Origin of the sequence: Vibrio sp. HDW18 (genome assembly GCF_011306175.1) — a bacterium.
Classification (GTDB): domain Bacteria; phylum Pseudomonadota; class Gammaproteobacteria; order Enterobacterales; family Vibrionaceae; genus Vibrio; species Vibrio chanodichtyis.
Genome location: NZ_CP049914.1, coordinates 375,309 through 391,416, shown reverse-complemented (window position 1 = coordinate 391,416; position 16,108 = coordinate 375,309). Strand labels below are relative to the sequence as shown.

At 43.7% G+C, this 16,108-nt stretch carries 12 protein-coding genes; 8 read left to right on the top strand and 4 right to left on the bottom strand.

From position 1 onward, the window contains the following. Positions 1-101 precede the first annotated feature (101 nt). Positions 102-1,469 (top strand): MATE family efflux transporter, encoded by a 1,368-nt coding sequence (locus G7083_RS13525; RefSeq protein WP_166015526.1) that lies wholly within the window; start codon positions 102-104, stop codon positions 1,467-1,469. 60 nt (positions 1,470-1,529) lie between these two features. Here G7083_RS13525 and napF read toward each other — a convergent pair whose 3' ends face one another. Next, positions 1,530-2,048, bottom strand: a complete 519-nt coding sequence (gene napF, locus G7083_RS13520; protein WP_166015352.1) for a ferredoxin-type protein NapF — start codon at positions 2,046-2,048, stop codon at positions 1,530-1,532. Continuing rightward, positions 2,041-2,610 (bottom strand): molecular chaperone TorD family protein, encoded by a 570-nt coding sequence (locus G7083_RS13515; RefSeq protein WP_166015351.1) that lies wholly within the window; start codon positions 2,608-2,610, stop codon positions 2,041-2,043. Before G7083_RS13515 ends, napF begins: the two co-directional genes overlap by 8 nt. 196 nt (positions 2,611-2,806) lie before the next feature. Between G7083_RS13515 and G7083_RS13510 the strand changes: the two genes are divergently transcribed. The 6 genes from G7083_RS13510 to G7083_RS13485 all read left to right on the top strand — a co-directional run bounded on the left by G7083_RS13510 (position 2,807) and on the right by G7083_RS13485 (position 11,169). Next, the gene (locus G7083_RS13510) at positions 2,807-5,245 is read left to right on the top strand and encodes a DmsA/YnfE/YnfF family dimethyl sulfoxide reductase (RefSeq protein WP_166015350.1); all 2,439 of its coding nucleotides are present in this window, start codon (positions 2,807-2,809) and stop codon (positions 5,243-5,245) included. A gap of 11 nt (positions 5,246-5,256) precedes the next feature. Continuing rightward, positions 5,257-5,877, top strand: a complete 621-nt coding sequence (locus G7083_RS13505) for a DMSO/selenate family reductase complex B subunit (RefSeq protein ID WP_166015349.1) — start codon at positions 5,257-5,259, stop codon at positions 5,875-5,877. Position 5,878: 1 nt separating this feature from the next. Further along, a complete protein-coding gene (locus G7083_RS13500; protein ID WP_166015348.1) occupies positions 5,879-6,724 on the top strand; it encodes a DmsC/YnfH family molybdoenzyme membrane anchor subunit in 846 nt (281 codons plus the stop codon). Positions 6,725-6,885: 161 nt separating this feature from the next. Beyond that, a complete protein-coding gene (locus G7083_RS13495) occupies positions 6,886-8,076 on the top strand; it encodes an acyl-homoserine-lactone synthase (protein WP_166015347.1) in 1,191 nt (396 codons plus the stop codon). Position 8,077: 1 nt separating this feature from the next. Next, a complete protein-coding gene (locus tag G7083_RS13490) occupies positions 8,078-10,660 on the top strand; it encodes a hybrid sensor histidine kinase/response regulator (protein ID WP_166015346.1) in 2,583 nt (860 codons plus the stop codon). A 77-nt stretch (positions 10,661-10,737) separates the two neighbouring features. Continuing rightward, positions 10,738-11,169: an EamA family transporter gene (locus tag G7083_RS13485; RefSeq protein WP_166015345.1), complete on the top strand. Its 432-nt coding sequence runs from the start codon at positions 10,738-10,740 to the stop codon at positions 11,167-11,169. 33 nt (positions 11,170-11,202) lie between these two features. On the opposite strand, the gene G7083_RS13480 is transcribed toward G7083_RS13485, so the two are convergent. Then, positions 11,203-11,418 carry a VF530 family protein gene (locus tag G7083_RS13480; RefSeq protein WP_166015344.1) on the bottom strand — a complete coding sequence of 72 codons (216 nt, stop codon included), beginning with the start codon at positions 11,416-11,418 and terminating at the stop codon, positions 11,203-11,205. Positions 11,419-11,692: 274 nt separating this feature from the next. Here G7083_RS13480 and G7083_RS13475 point away from each other — a divergent pair, with 274 nt between their 5' ends. After that, positions 11,693-12,679 carry a sulfate ABC transporter substrate-binding protein gene (locus tag G7083_RS13475; RefSeq protein WP_166015343.1) on the top strand — a complete coding sequence of 329 codons (987 nt, stop codon included), beginning with the start codon at positions 11,693-11,695 and terminating at the stop codon, positions 12,677-12,679. A gap of 83 nt (positions 12,680-12,762) precedes the next feature. On the opposite strand, the gene G7083_RS13470 is transcribed toward G7083_RS13475, so the two are convergent. Further along, positions 12,763-15,783 (bottom strand): EAL domain-containing protein, encoded by a 3,021-nt coding sequence (locus tag G7083_RS13470; RefSeq protein WP_166015342.1) that lies wholly within the window; start codon positions 15,781-15,783, stop codon positions 12,763-12,765. Positions 15,784-16,108: the final 325 nt, after the last annotated feature.

Genomic DNA, 16,108 nt, shown 5'->3' with positions numbered 1-16,108 from the left:
GGATCCAAACAGATTTTTACCTTAATCTCACATTTAAAATGATGATGAGGTCACTTAAAGTGCGCGTATTACCTTCATTTAGATACTAAAACCCGATGAAAATGCTTCAATTTCGTGATGAAAATCAACATCTACTTGCGCAAACCATTAAGATTGGCATTCCGGTTGCGCTACAGAGTGCCTTAGTAGCGATCCTCTCTTTAGCCGATGTACTTATGGTGAGCAGCTTTGGTACTGAAGCGACCGCCGCAGTTGGTTTGGCCTCTAAGTGGCACTTTGTCGCAATTATGATCATGGCCGGTTTATCCAGTGCGAGCGGAATATTGATCGCCCAATTTTGGGGCAAAAATGATCGCTCTGCCGCGAAAAGCATCACCCTTCTGGCGATAAAATCGGGAGCGTTACTGCTACTGCCGGTCAGCATCTTGTTCGTGGCCTTTTCCAAACCGATCTTCCTTCTGCAAACCAGCGATGTGGATGTGATCAGACTTGGATCTGATTATCTTTGGTATGCCTCACCTGTCTTGCTGTTAACCCACTTAGTGATCGTATTTGAGTCAACGCTACGCTCAACCAACAATGCGTTAACGCCGCTGCTAATTGCGGTGATGACCATTGCGGTGAATATTATTCTCAACTATGGCCTGATCAGCGGTAATTGGGGTATGCCGGCGTTAGGTGTGGCGGGGGCGGCGTTGGCCACCACGCTGGCGCGAGCTCTGCAACTGATTGTTTTCTTGGCCTACTTTCATTATCGGCAGCACTGGCTAAAAACTACCTTGCCGCTCAAAGCTAGTCGGATCACACTGAAACGTAAGTACATCAGCTTAGCCATTCCGGCCGTTGCTAATGCGCTGCTGTGGGCGATCGGCACCTTAGCCTATCAAATGATTTTTGGTCATATGGGCACGCTGGAGCTAGCGGTTTATAGCACGCTTGGTCCATTTGAATCACTCTGTTATGCACTGTTTTTCGGGCTATCGGTCGCTTGTTCGGTGATCATTGGCCAACATTTAGGCAGAGGAAATTATCCTGAAGCACGTAGCACGTCCTTAACGTTCATTAAGATATTTGCGCTGCTCGGGGTTATCTCAACCACGATTTTACTCGCCATACAACCTTGGCTGCTCAAATTACTCGCGCTAGATAACGCACAATTTTTACCGCTCTCTCAACCTGGGCTCACCATTCTGAGTGTGGTGATCAGCTTAAAGATGCTCAATATGGTGATCATTAACGGCATATTACGGGCCGGAGGGGAAAATACTTTCTGTTTACGCACTGATTTTATAGCCATGTGGCTATTAGGGCTGCCGATTTCGGCCATCGCTGCCTTTGTTTTGCACTGGCCTTTTCACTACGTCTATCCGCTGATGATCATCGAGGAATTGGTTAAGCTCACTCTGTGCTGGCGACGCTATCGCCAATATATTTGGTTACGCAATTTAACTGAAGAAAAATCCAGTTAGCGGACAACAAATTTACCACTATATAATGATAATGTTTAATCATTACTCTGTTGCCGCGGCTTATGCATCGGCAATCAAAGCCATGGAGATGGCTCCTAATGGGCAACTTTTTTGACACTGCCCACAACCATCACAACGTCCATCGATTATATGAGGTAACTCTCCTTCCACAATCACAATTGCCGAGTTCGAACATCCCGCTTGGCATTGTAAGCAATCGATCATTTGATAGTTATTACATAAGTAAGAAAAATGCGGGCGTAGGCTAATGTGAGGTGACACCGTAGTGTGTAATGCACCATTTGAACAGGCTTTTGTACATGCGGCACATAAACTGCATTCGTTATAACCCAAGTTGATTTGTGCTAATTGATCAACAATTTCAATGATCTGATTCGGGCAAACCTGCTGACACACACCACAACCATCACATAATTGAGCAAATAATAGTTCATCCACCGCCTGTGGTGGCCGTGGTGCAACTCTCACCGTTTGTGCAGATATAGCAGGTGATTTTTTTAAGGCCTTAGAAAAATAAGTAAGAAATCCCCTTCGCCCAATATTAATATTTTTAACCATCAATATAAATTTTCTTTTCCACAACATTTAACTTTAAATCTAAAATTAGGGCATTTAGCCATGCCATAACATCTGCTGCTAAATAGCGATAAAATTTATTATGTGATATGTCTTCCAATCGTTGTAAATAAACAATTGCCCACGGTAAGAAATGACATTCCAACAATTCATATGCAGCATGCACCTTATCGCTCTCTAATAAATATGCCAATGCTAATAACATTAATCCAAATTGATCTTCAGGCTCTCTCAACCCAGTGTTCAATTCGATCCCATGACGATCGAGAAACTGACGATATGCAACTGTCGAATCACCAAATAAAACTCGCTCTCGATCCAAGTACACCGAGCCCCAAGGTGGTGCCTGCATATCACCAATCCCTTCAAATAATTCCGTAAAATCGGTGCTCAAAATTTCTTCATCTGATACTAATAATGCCTGCAACGTTGGTTGATTAAGTACTCGTTCGCGACATAAGACACTCACAATTTCGACTATCTCTAATTTATTTTTTTTATTATGGAACAATATGCCTAATAATTTAGCGCTATCGATAATCATTATTATTTTCATTGTTGGTATTCTTCAGAAAGATAATTCAATTGATATTTTACTCTTAAATGAATTATAAAATATCAATTAAAACTTATATGACATTGTCTTTTGATTTCGATCAAATGAAACTCACTCCTTGATACATTAAAAAGCCAACTAACTATAAAGTATTATCCGTTATCAATATAAAAGGCATTTATGTATGAAGAATAAACCACAATTTGGCGTGATGAGCCTGACTCGTCGAGGGTTTATCAAAGCCTCTTCAGCCGTTGGTGGCGCAGCCGCATTAGCAAGCACTATCAGCTTACCTTTTACCTCTAAACCTGTAGTCGCAGCGACGGCAAAACAAAGTGATGAAAAAATCGTTTGGAGTGCCTGTACGGTTAACTGTGGATCTCGCTGCCCATTACGTATGCATGTACAAAATGGTGAAATCAAATACGTAGAGACCGACAACACGGGTAGTGATGTTTACGGTGCTAGCCCACAAGTTCGAGCTTGTTTACGCGGTCGTTCGATGCGCCGCCGTGTTTATAATCCTGATCGACTAAAATATCCGATGAAACGTGTCGGACAACGTGGCGAAGGTAAATTCAAGCGGATCAGTTGGCAAGAAGCCTATGATGAAATTGCCACCACAATGCAGCGCCTGATCGAAGATCATGGTAACGATGCAATCTATCTCAATTACGGCACAGGAACTTTAGGTGGTACGGTTACTAAATCTTGGCCACCCGCTTCTACTTTGATTGCACGTTTAATGAACCTATGTGGTGGCTACCTTAACCATTATGGTGATTATTCAACAGCACAAATTGCTAAAGGCTTAAGTTACACCTATGGTGGCTGGGCCAACAATAACTCATTCTCAGACTTAGCCAATACCAAATTAAACGTACAATTTGGCAACAACCCTGCAGAAACTCGCATGTCCGGTGGTGGCCTAATCCACCACTATGTTGAGAGTAAAAATAAGTCTAACGCCAAAACCATCATCATCGATCCGCGCTATACCGATACTGCCGGTGGGCGTGAAGATCAATGGATTCCAATCCGCCCGTCAACCGATGCGGCATTAGTGGCTGGTCTAGCTTATGTCATGATCACTGAAAATTTGGTCGATCAAGCATTCCTTGATCAGTATTGTGTCGGTTACGATGAAAAAACCCTTCCAGCGTCTGCACCTAAAAACAGCGATTATAAATCGTATATTCTAGGTCTCGGTGATGATGGTGTGGTTAAAACGCCACAATGGGCGGCCAAAATTACTGGGATCCCTGTAGATACGATTATTAAACTGGCTCGTGAAATGGGCACCAATAAGCCGTGTGCTATTCATCAAGGTTGGGGGTTACAACGTACGGCTAACGGTGAATTGGCTTGTCGTGCAATCGCCATGCTGTCACTGCTCACCGGTTCTGTCGGTGTAGCCGGTGGCTCAACAGGTGCACGTGAAAGTGATATCAATATTCCATTTGTACGCTTCCCAACTATCCCTAACCCAGTGAAAACCTCAATTTCAATGTTCCTCTGGACCGATGCTATCTACCGTCATCATGAAATGACCGATAAAACTGATGGCGTACAAGGTGCCGAGCGACTGAAAAATCCAATTAAAATGATTTGGAACTATGCGGGTAATTGTCTGATCAATCAGCACTCTGATATCAACCGTACGCACGAGATTCTACAAGATGACAGCGCATGCGAAATGATCGTGGTGATTGATAACCATATGACCTCATCGGCCAAATACGCGGATATTATCTTGCCAGACCTCACCACCTCTGAACAAGATGATTGGGCAATGGATGGCAAAGCGGCTAACGCGCCCTACTTTATCTATGCGCAAAAAGCGATTGAACCACAGTTTGAAGCTAAAGGCATTTATGAAATATGTAGTGAGCTGGCTAAACGTATGGGGGTTGAACAAGCGTTTACTGAAGGTCGTACCCAAGAGCAGTGGGTTGAGCATCTGTATGCAGAAACTCGCAAGCAGGACCCATCGCTGCCAACCTTCGAGCAGATGAAAGAGCTGGGTATTTATAAGCGTCAATATCAGCGCGATTACATTGCTTATGAAGACTTCCGCAAAGATCCAGTGGCTAATCCATTGAAAACGCCAAGTGGTAAGATTGAAATTTACTCTGAGCAATTAGCCGAAATCGCAGCGACTTGGCAACTCAAAGAAGGCGAGGTGATCCATCCGCTACCAATCTACGTCGATTCGTTTGAAGGCCATAATGATCCATTAACCAGTCAATATCCGTTACAGCTGACCGGCTTCCACTACAAAGCGCGCTGCCATTCAACTTACGGCAACGTAGCAGAAATTAAAGCTGCCGCTCGGCAAGAAGTGTGGATCAACCCAATTGATGCCGAGGAGCGCGGGATCAAAAATGGTGATTTAGTGAGCATCTTTAATGATCGAGGCGAAGTGCGCATTCACGCCAAAGTAACCCCACGTATTTTGCCACGAGTTGTCGCACTTGGAGAAGGTGCTTGGTACGCTCCAGATGGCCAGAAGATTGACCATGCAGGCTCAATTAACGTGTTAACCACCCAGCGTCCAAGTCCACTTGCTAAGGGTAACCCTCAGCATTCAAACCTAGTTCAAATCAAAGCAGTTAAAGCATAAGGTAGGTTGCAATGAAACAATACGGCTTTTACATCGATTCAAGTAAATGCACAGGTTGTAAAACTTGCCAGCTTGCTTGTAAAGATTATCGAGACTTAGACATCAAACGTAACTATCGACGTGTATATGAATACGCAGGTGGTGGCTTTGTGCAAGATGGTGATACTTGGATTCAAAACGGTGTTTTCTCTTATTACTTATCCATCGCGTGTAACCACTGCTCAAATCCGGCTTGTGTCAAAGTTTGCCCATCGGGTGCGATGCACAAACGCCAAGAAGATGGCTTGGTAGTGGTTGATGAAGCAGTATGTATCGGCTGTCAGCACTGCGCCAATGCCTGCCCTTATGGTGCGCCACAGTTTAACAAGCAAAAAGGCCACATGACCAAGTGTGATGGCTGTTATGCTCGAGTTGCTGAAGGCAAACAGCCGATGTGTGTCGAATCTTGTCCATTGCGGGCACTTGAGTTTGGTGAAATTGGCCAATTACGCGATAAATACGGTATTAATGCCGATGTTGCTCCCCTACCATCATCCCGTTTAACCCTACCAAACATTGTGATTAAACTTAATAAAAATGCGAAACCAACTGGTGACACCAGCGGTTTTCTTGCCAACCCAAAGGAGGTGTAAGATGATTTTCCATGAGTATTCTTTGATCTTCTTTACAGTATTGGCGCAAACCGCAGTCGGTGGTTACTTGCTGGTTAGCGCTCATGCGCTCGTCATGAAATTCGATGCTCAACAACTGTATCGCTACAGGCTACCGATGTTTGTCTTATGGGCTATCATGGGACTTGGTTTTCTATTCTCAACCACGCATCTTGGCTCACCATTACGAGCCTTAAATGCGTTCAATAAAATCGGCAGCGCTTGGCTTTCTAATGAAGTCTTATTTGGTGCAGCTTTTTTTGCGGTCGGTGGTTTACAGTGGCTACTTTCAGCACTGAAAAAAGGCGGCATGGTTATTCAAAAACTGCTGATGATCGTAGCAATGGTACTCGGTATTCTGTTTATGTACTCGATGATCAAAGTGTATATGATCAATACCGTACCAACTTGGTTTAATGCCTACACACCACTGAGTTTTGTGATGACCATTTTGCTAGCAGGCTTACTTCTTGGGCAGTGGATCCTGGTATCAGCCAAAGACTCACGCTTTAGCCTAGATCGTAATATCGTCATGCTAGCAATAATATTGGTTGCAGCAAGTATCATCGTCACCATAGGAAAAGCCCATTTGATTGGCGAAATTCACAACTCGGTAGTACAGGCAGCCACCTTAGTCGATCGGCTAGCGACTTATCTCAGCGTGCAAATTGCGCTATTGATGAGCGGCTTGCTGATTTGGGTGCTACCTATGATCAACCGATCCAAGCTCAACCCGATAAATCTAGGTGTCGCTTTAGGGTTCATTATAGCGTCTGAGTTAGTCGGTCGAGGTCTGTTTTACAGCCTACATATGACATCCGGCCTCTGATCGATTTGCGGCGCGGGAAGTATAAAGCCAATCGTCAATACGATTGGCTTTATTGTATTTGAAAGTCGATATTCAACTCTCAATAACCCATCTCTGAGCATGACAGATAACCCGTAAGTTGATAAGTTAAATGGATAATATAACCAGGCTAGGTTAACCCCATGAAATTAAAATCATATTTAGCAGATCTGTCTGTAAACTCTCTGCCTATCGAGCAACAACAACGGATATTGATTGACTCGGTCATTGAAAGCTACTCCACATCAGAGCGTCGTGCACTTTTTCAAACCGTGACCAACTACCGTATTGAGCAATTGGTTGCACTGTTTCCAGATCGACAACGGCAAAGTTGGTCGATTTTATTTACCTTGATCGACTACCGCGATCTCATGCAACGTTGTCCATACACGGCATCCGTTGAATGGGCTGCAATCGAAAAAGCGGCAAGTCAGTGTTATGTTCATTGGCTGGAATTTTGGTGTCAATGCGAGATTGCAGCCATCAAAGCCAAATACCCGATTGATGCGAGCTCCCCGTTACAAGTGGATCTGCCAGCCAACGATGATGCGTACTATGGGGGAGTGATTAAGCACATTGAACAATCTGAACTTTTAGTACAAACACCCAGCCATCCGCAAGGCATGTCGCTCAGTGATGCGATTGTACTGAGTAATCTTGACGTTTTGATACAAGGTGAAAAATGGTATGAGATGCTACCATTGTTGTCACTATCAGCGGCTGGACAGCATTTCATTTTGCTCAAGCATCCTGAGGATACAACATTTCCCACCTTAGTCGCTTCGATGTTGATCCAAGATTGGTCAATCAATCACCAGTGGTTAAGTTACGCGACGCCCTTTAGCCACCAACAGTGGCAATACTGTTTACCCGATCACGCTTATGATGAGTTGGCCCGTTTACAAATCTTCTCCCCTCCCAGCCTACCCACATGCTATTCTCTGCCGCAATTTGATCAGCAATTCCAATTACGGTTATCTGAACAACACGCAGTCTGTGAAGTGCTACGGTTAACGGTTAGTGGTAATACGCAACAAAAACTCTATTTTCTCTATCTAGCCCAAAAAGAACTTATGAATCTATTACATCAGATGGGGTATAAAATTGGCCTCACGATTATCGAACAACCTTTTATGCTAAATTTTTATCAAACCATTGATCCCAAAGCCTATTTCCACGTTGGGTATTGTGACTTAAATGACAATGGTAAGCAAACTTATCGTGGCTTGTGGAATTTTGCCATGATGGCGAACGTCTTTAGTCAAATCGATTTTGGCCAATATAAACGCGCCATTCGTGAACATAAAAAACACCCATCACTAGCCAAGGGATAACATGTTTAATCTCCGTTTAGAGGCGCTTATCTATGCCAAAGCCATCACCCTTTTGGCTACCGTTGCCATCGTCGCAGTGTGGCTAATCTACTATTGCTATCGCCTTAAGCAAAAAAATGAAGCGATCATTGGCACGCACAATCTGCCTTACATCGCTTATTCCGTGTGTATTGTCGCGTGGATCGCCAGTAACGCCTATTTTCATACCGATTTGCTGCCCGAGTTAGGGGCGGCGGCTGGTATATTCGCCGCCAAATTTGCCAATCTTGCTTCTTTCTTTGCGTTTGCGTTTGCTTACTACTTCTCATGCCAACTTGCGGCCGAGCAACGTAATAGTCAGGTTTATCGATGGCAACAAGCGATTTTTGTCAGCCTCTCCATCTATTCGTTATATATCAATTTCACGCCAGGTTTAACCGTTGAACATGTTGAAATTAGCGGCCCAAGTCAATTCGTTATCGAATTTGGTCCACATACGCCATTCTTCTTTATTGGGCTGCTCAGTTTTGTGGTTCTGACACTGGTGAATCTCGTCGCAATGCGCGCGAATGGCAGTAAATTGATGCTAGCCAAAACCAATTACATGATTTTGGGCATCTTGGTGTTCATGCTCTCTACCGCAGCTATTCACCTTGGCATGACCTATTTCATGGGCGATTTCTCACTCACTTGGTTGCCTCCCGCACTCTCGATCAGTGAAATGATGTTTGTTGGTTACGCCCTACTCAACTCGCGTTTTTACAGTGGCAAATACCTTGCTTACCTTGGTCTTAATGCACTATTAGCTTGTGCAATTTTAGCCATACCGTTCGGCGCAATTTTCATTCCTCTCACCGATAGCTACCAGTGGCTAGTTGTGCTGCCCATCTGTGCCATGATTGGCATTACTTGGGATCTACTCTACAAACGTGTCAGCCGCTATGCCTCACTGTTTATCTATCGCAATCAGCAAACCCCAGTACAGCAAATTTTGGCGCTAGAAGAGGAGTTCAAGCGCTCAATCGATGATGCGATGCAGCGCCTAGGTAACCTACTGCAAATTCCTGATGACAAATTGCGCTTGGTCAATAGCAACAACAATGAAAATTTCTATGAAAACTACCTGTCATCGAGCCAATCGGTGTTGGTGTTTGATGAGCTTTCCCAGCAATTGGATTACAACCTGGCGACTAAAGGCTCGCTCAAAGCGTTATATGACCAGATGAGCGCGAACAACACCGCCTTAGTCATGCCATTATTCGGCCAAGGTAAGTCGGTCACCCATTTATTGGTCTCGCAGCATAAAATCAACAATCAGATGTTCTCTAACGAAGAGATCTCTGCATTGCAAACTTTATTGACGCGAGTGCAAAGCACCATTGAAGCCGATCGACGCATTCGTCAAAGTCGAGCGCTAGCTCACTCGATTGCCCATGAAATGCGTAACCCGCTCGCACAAGTACAATTGCATTTTGAAATTGTAAAGCAACACATCAATCATCAAGCTCCCACTCCACAAATCAAACAGGATATTGAGAATGGCTTAATTGCTATTCAACGTGGACGGCAACTGATTGACATCATTTTGCGCGAAGTCAGTGATAGCTCACCTGAGCATGAACCGATTGCCATGACATCAATTCATCAAGCGGTCGGCCAAGCGGTAAGCCGCTACGGTTTTGAAAATGAGCAGATTATTGAACGAATTCATTTACCACAACAGGCTGATTTTGTCGCGAATCTGAATGAAACTTTATTTAATTTTGTCATTTTCAACCTGATACGCAACGCGACCTATTATTTTGATGCTTATCCAAACAGTCAAATTGAGATCACCACGCAAATCGGCTCTTATGAGAATATATTGATCTTTAAAGATTCAGGCCCCGGTATTGACGAAAGTATCTCGCATAAGATTTTCGACGATTTTTTCTCTTACCAAAAAAGAGGCGGCAGCGGCTTAGGCTTAGGTTATTGTCAGCGCGTCATGCGCTCATTTGGTGGGCGCGTTGAATGTAAGTCGAAACTGGGCGAGTTTACTGAATTTCATTTGTTCTTCCCGATAGTCCCCAACGCTCCAAGTATAGAGTCGTTACGTAGCTCGCATGGCAAAGATTGGCCAGCAAATCACACCAAAAATGAATATCACGCACAACGCCAACCACCACAGCCATCCATCGATCACCAAGCTCCGACCGTGCTGATTGTTGACGATAAACAAGTACAACGAGCACTAGTACAGATGTATTTACAGCGACTGGGCATGAACTGTTTACAAGCCAATAACGGCCAAGAGGCGATCGATATATTTAAAGCGAATCCCGTGGATTTGATCTTAATGGATGTGCAAATGCCAGTGATGAATGGTTTGGATGCCAGTCGAGTGATCAAATCTTACTCAGCGGACACCCCAATTATTGCCTTATCGGGCGAGTCAGGCGAACGTGAACTAGAAATGATTAACCAATTAATGGATGGTCGCTTAGAAAAACCCACTTCCTTGCAAGCGCTAGACGAATTGCTCAAGGATTGGCTCGATAAAGATCCGGCAGATAAAATGTCACCTCGCGCAGACCAATCGATTTTTACATCTTCGCTAACTTAACACGATCCCAGCAAGGCGAGATCCATTTGATCACCCTTGCTGGGTTACCCCCGTCACCACGTTAGGATCCACTACTTATGCTTCACACCTCTTGGCTATTTTGGGCGCTACTTTCTGCCTTTTTCGCAGCACTTACGGCAATTTTTACTAAATTTGGCGTCAATACCATTAATGCCGACTTTGCCACTTTTATCCGTACCTGTGTGATCTTGGTTCTGGTCGGCGCTATCGCATTTTTTACCAAACAGTTTCAATCGATCTCCGCCATTTCCCCCAAAGGGCTCACTTTTTTAGTGCTATCTGGGATTGCTACTGGCGCTTCATGGCTGTGTTATTTCCGTGCCATGAGCCTTGGCCAAGTATCAAACGTCGCTCCGGTCGATAAACTGAGTGTGGTGTTAGTCGCCATTTTCGGAGTGGTATTACTCGGCGAACAGTTAAGCCGCACTAATTGGCTCGGTATCCTATTGATCACCGTGGGCGTGATCTTAGTCGCATGGCAAAAGTAACTTAAGCCAAAAATACCTTAAACCAAAAGTAACTTAAACAAAGGTGCTGACATACAGCGCCTCAACTTTCTCTCTCGCCCATGGGGTTTTACGCAAAAATTTTAATGATGACTTGATCGACGGATCGTTGGCAAAGCAGTTAATCGCAATCTGTTGATGTAGTCTGGGCCAGCCATAATGCTCAACCAGTTGTGTGACAATTTTTTCTAAACTCAAACCGTGCAGCGGATTATTGATTTGTTGATGCATCAAATGATTCTCGGTAGTGGTAAGCGCCATCGTGATACTTTGCACAGCATTGCAAGCGATGGCTTAATATGGCCAGCATTGTACCAGACAACCAAGCTTGATATGACCATGATAGCGATATTTCCTCGCACAATAACCTCATACAACACACTGCTCACTCAGATTTGCGGATAGATATATAACCATAAAGAATATGAAAGCAGATAAAAGCTGTGATTTATAAATAAAGTGCATGTTAATTTATCGGAAACCGTTACCAATAAGGATATTTGATATGCGGACATTACTATTAACACTCACTGCGCTCACTTTTGCTCACATCGTCACCGCCAAAGAAATCACTTTGCTCAATGTTTCCTATGATCCGACTCGTGAACTTTATCAAGAGTACAATTCGGTGTTTACGGCTTATTGGAAACAGCAAAACCATCAACCAATCAAGATCAATCAATCTCATGGTGGCTCTGGCAAACAAGCGATTTCGGTGATGAACGGGATTGAATCTGATGTGGTGACGCTGGCACTAGCTCAAGATATTGATGCAATAGTTAATGCTGGAAAAATCGCCCAAAACTGGCAATCCCGCCTACCGTATAATTCTGCCCCATATACCTCAACCATTGTTTTTCTGGTCCGTAAAGGCAATCCAAAAAACATTCACGACTGGGGTGATTTAACCCAACAACATATCGATATTATCACGCCTAATCCCAAAACTTCTGGTGGAGCCCGTTGGAATTATTTAGCCGCTTGGGGCTATGCATTACAAACCAGCAATAATGACGAAAATTATGCTAAACAATTTATCAAATCACTCTACAACAACGTAAAAGTGCTTGATACCGGAGCAAGAGGTGCTTCGAATACTTTTATTGAAAGAGGTCTTGGTGATGTTTTAATTGCTTGGGAAAATGAAGCATTATTAGCTATTAATCGACTAAAAAACAATAATGTCGAAATTGTTGTTCCAAGTATTTCAATATTAGCCGAACCGACAGTGTCAATAGTAGACCAAGTAGTCGATAAAAAAGGAACCTGGGCAATAGCAGAAGCCTATCTTGGCTATCTTTACTCACCGGTTGGACAAGAAATCGCTGCGAAAAATTTTTATCGGCCGCGCGATAAGAATATTGCTGAAAAATACGCTGCTCAATTTCCAGAATTAACTTTGTTGACTATCGACCAATTTTCCGGATGGACAGCCGCTCATAATAAACATTTTGCTCAAGGTGGGATCTTTGATCAGATAATTCAACGCTGAGGCAATTCATCATCGATTGATAGATGACCAAGGGAGCATTATTGTGCTCCCTTGGTTCTATGGTTAGAAATAATTTTGATTCACTACGTGATGACTTTGTACTGCTGCTCGAGATCGCTTAATGGGCGTGGACGACTAAAATAATAACCTTGTAACCCCATTAAACCAAACCCGCTCAGATGCTGGATATGCTCCTGAGTTTCAACACCCTCGACAACAATTTCATAACCTAGACTACGCCCCATACCAATCATGTGCCCAACAAAATTGAGTTGAGCAGGGTCGTCACCCAAATCAGAAATAAATGACCGATCAATTTTTATTTCATTGAGTGGCAGCATTTTTAACATTGATAACGAGGAAAAGCCGGTACCAAAATCATCCAATGATATCGTGACTCCCGCCTCCCGAAGCTTATTGAGTGACGAAATACAGAGTTCATACTGTTGTATCGCGGCGGTTTCAGTAATTTCAATACAGAACAGTGACAACGGCAGTTGATATTGCAAAATGGTTTGTAGTAACTCATCAGCGAAACTACGCCGGATCAACTGTTTAGCACTGATATTGATGGCGATATGCTTAAGCGATCTTAACCATGCCGAACTTTGAATATCACGACAGACGCGATGTAAAATCGAATCGCCCAGTTTATTGATCATGTCTGAGTTTTCAGCGATTGAAATAAATTGTTCCGGTAATACTTGACCGAGTTGTGGACTATTCCATCTTGCTAAGGCTTCAACACCCATCACCTGTTGCGATTGACTGCACAATTGAGGTTGATAATGTACTTCTAGCTCATCCCTTGCGATCGCCAAATTGAGATAATACTCAACCTTGACGGTACTTTGAGCGTCTAGCTGCATTTGGTTACTGTACTGAACCACTTTTCGGCCACCGAGACGTTTCGCCTGATACATCGCGGCATCAGCACACTTGATCAAATCATCAATCTCATGACCATCTTCCGGATAAAAGGCAATACCAATACTAGCTTGACTGGTTAGCACAATATCCTCATGACACATCGGCTTTTCGATAGCTCGTAAAATTTGGCTAGCTAATTCAATCGCTTGGACTGGTCTCTCAATAGGGTAAAAGACCAAAAACTCATCACCGCCAAGACGCGCCGCACTATGTTGCTTTTCCAGCGTCGCCAATAAAGCCTGCGAGACATGGCACAACAGAGCATCTCCCACATGATGGCCAAAAGAATCATTAATCAGCTTGAAGCGATTTAAATCCATTAACATCAAAGCAAAACGCTGCTGAGGGAAATGACGAATACTGGTCGCGATCTCCTCGCGAATTTTACGCCGGTTACCAAGACCAGTCAGCGCATCGAAATACGCCATACGATGGATTTTTTCTACGTTCTCTTTCTGGTTGGTAATATCGGTCATTGAACCAATAAACTGCCTTACCCTTTGCTGCTCGCTATATACAATTGCACCACTTGCCAACACCCACAAGTAACGTTGATCATGATGACGCAACCGAAATTCAATTTTAAATGGGGCATCGCTATTTAAGTGGCGATCAATTTGCGACTCAAAAGCCGATAAATCCTCTTCATGGATCAACTCAAATAAGCTTTCAACATCGACATCATGTTCTGGTGTCCACTGTTTATAACCTAACATATTGATTAAACGCTGGTTAAAGCGCACCACATGTTGGTTCAGATCCCATTGCCAAATCCCATCATTTGAACTATTAGAAACCACTTTTAGTTGCTGCAATAATTGTTTGGAATCCAACTGACGCAGGGTACTGGTTTTTAAAAGCGCATCCCGTTCAATAAACAGCGCCAACATATCTAAATAATTATTAAACACATATTGAGTTGCAATATGCTGTGGTTGGCTTAAATCATCCACCACCGTGATAAGCTGCCAGCTCTGCTGCCTGCCGGTAAAAATCGGGATCACCGTTGCTACAAAATGGTTATGAGTGTGAAAAAAGGGAAACTCAGTGATCGGGCAGGTTGTATCCATAGTTGCTAGGGTGTGTACAGGTTTGGTCATGCCCTTTTTCACCCAACTTTCCACTCGAATAAGCCCATTATCACTCTGTGCTAAACAAGCCCACTCCATCTGATTACCGTACAAACTATGAGCATCTAAAATAGATTGAAAGCCATTCTGTGCTTGTGAATAAAAATTTTCGAATACTTCAGCTGGCGTGCGACCTTCTAAATCCAGTAGGTGATGCCTGATTGAAGCCACATTGTCCGGTGTTTGTTGTGCAGCATGACGATTACCACACGATTGACGGATGATGAGCTTTTGATCAACGAGATGAATATGACGAGAAAAAGGGGCACCGGAAATTCTTTGCAGCGCGCGCAAAAATGCCGTTTGGATCAGACATTCTAATTGTTGATCTAGGGTCGTGAGTGGCGGTGTCACTTGTTGACCCATAAAAATATTATCAACCCCAACCACCGCGACCTCGCGAGGCACATCGACATTTTGATGCTTAAGTTGCTCAATTAGACCGATCGCATTGTGGTCAGTGGCACAAATGATGGCGGTACATTGAGCCTTACGCCGCATAAACTCAACCGCAGCTTCTCGACCACCGGCTAACGAACAGTTGCTGACACAAAATAAATCATCGACATTAAACTGACCATGATGTTGATAAACCGCCGACTGGTATCCTTTTAAACGAGAGCGGACATCATTCACGGAAAGGTCACCACAAAAGCCAATTCTGCTATGTCCTTGTTCCATCAACCATTGGTACAGTAATACTACCCCATCACTCTGCCGGCTCTCAAATTGCTCAACCGCGAGCGGGGCATAACTGGCACCAATTGATAGCACTGGAATGTCTTGTGCGAGAAAACGCTCTACCAAAGCAGAAGAAGCCGCGTGTAGCACCACAAGTAACGCGTCAAGATGCTCAATGCCAATCGGCAGATCGAAATCGCGCTTTTCACCACTGCGAATAAAGAGCAGATTGACATTATGCTGCTTAGCCATACAACGTAAGGTAGCGTTGATTTCTCCCATATAAAAGCCACTTAGCATGGGTAAAATAACGCCAATCGTCGGGCGAGAGCTGGGAACAACTGAATTGTATGATGTTTTCATATGCGCCATATCCATACTAATCCCTTATTTTATAAGGCATAACGTCGGGGGATCATAAAGTTCCATCCTACGTTCAGCATAACGAAAAAACAAATCTTCACTCGCAAAATTAAGATCAAGCTCTACCCTGGTGAGAACGTTTGCTTTTGCTACTGACTGCCTGACGTTTTAGTCCCACGAATAAAATGTTAAGATGATCACATCAATGCTGTTGTGCTGATAAGCGGTGTGCGAAATACCGTTGGTACCCAATAATACTTATTTTATTTTTTGGTACCCCACCTGATACCCCATCAGCTAACAACCAAAAATTAAAGGTAATAAA

What these genes read in the sequence shown, in the direction of transcription:
- G7083_RS13525 (WP_166015526.1), top strand. Translation starts at nt 102, where the DNA reads ATGCTTCAATTTCGTGATGAAAATCAACATCTACTTGCGCAAACCATT.
- napF (WP_166015352.1), bottom strand. Translation starts at nt 2,048, where the DNA reads ATGGTTAAAAATATTAATATTGGGCGAAGGGGATTTCTTACTTATTTT.
- G7083_RS13515 (WP_166015351.1), bottom strand. Translation starts at nt 2,610, where the DNA reads ATGATTATCGATAGCGCTAAATTATTAGGCATATTGTTCCATAATAAA.
- G7083_RS13510 (WP_166015350.1), top strand. Translation starts at nt 2,807, where the DNA reads ATGAAGAATAAACCACAATTTGGCGTGATGAGCCTGACTCGTCGAGGG.
- G7083_RS13505 (WP_166015349.1), top strand. Translation starts at nt 5,257, where the DNA reads ATGAAACAATACGGCTTTTACATCGATTCAAGTAAATGCACAGGTTGT.
- G7083_RS13500 (WP_166015348.1), top strand. Translation starts at nt 5,879, where the DNA reads ATGATTTTCCATGAGTATTCTTTGATCTTCTTTACAGTATTGGCGCAA.
- G7083_RS13495 (WP_166015347.1), top strand. Translation starts at nt 6,886, where the DNA reads ATGAAATTAAAATCATATTTAGCAGATCTGTCTGTAAACTCTCTGCCT.
- G7083_RS13490 (WP_166015346.1), top strand. Translation starts at nt 8,078, where the DNA reads ATGTTTAATCTCCGTTTAGAGGCGCTTATCTATGCCAAAGCCATCACC.
- G7083_RS13485 (WP_166015345.1), top strand. Translation starts at nt 10,738, where the DNA reads ATGCTTCACACCTCTTGGCTATTTTGGGCGCTACTTTCTGCCTTTTTC.
- G7083_RS13480 (WP_166015344.1), bottom strand. Translation starts at nt 11,418, where the DNA reads ATGCATCAACAAATCAATAATCCGCTGCACGGTTTGAGTTTAGAAAAA.
- G7083_RS13475 (WP_166015343.1), top strand. Translation starts at nt 11,693, where the DNA reads ATGCGGACATTACTATTAACACTCACTGCGCTCACTTTTGCTCACATC.
- G7083_RS13470 (WP_166015342.1), bottom strand. Translation starts at nt 15,783, where the DNA reads ATGAAAACATCATACAATTCAGTTGTTCCCAGCTCTCGCCCGACGATT.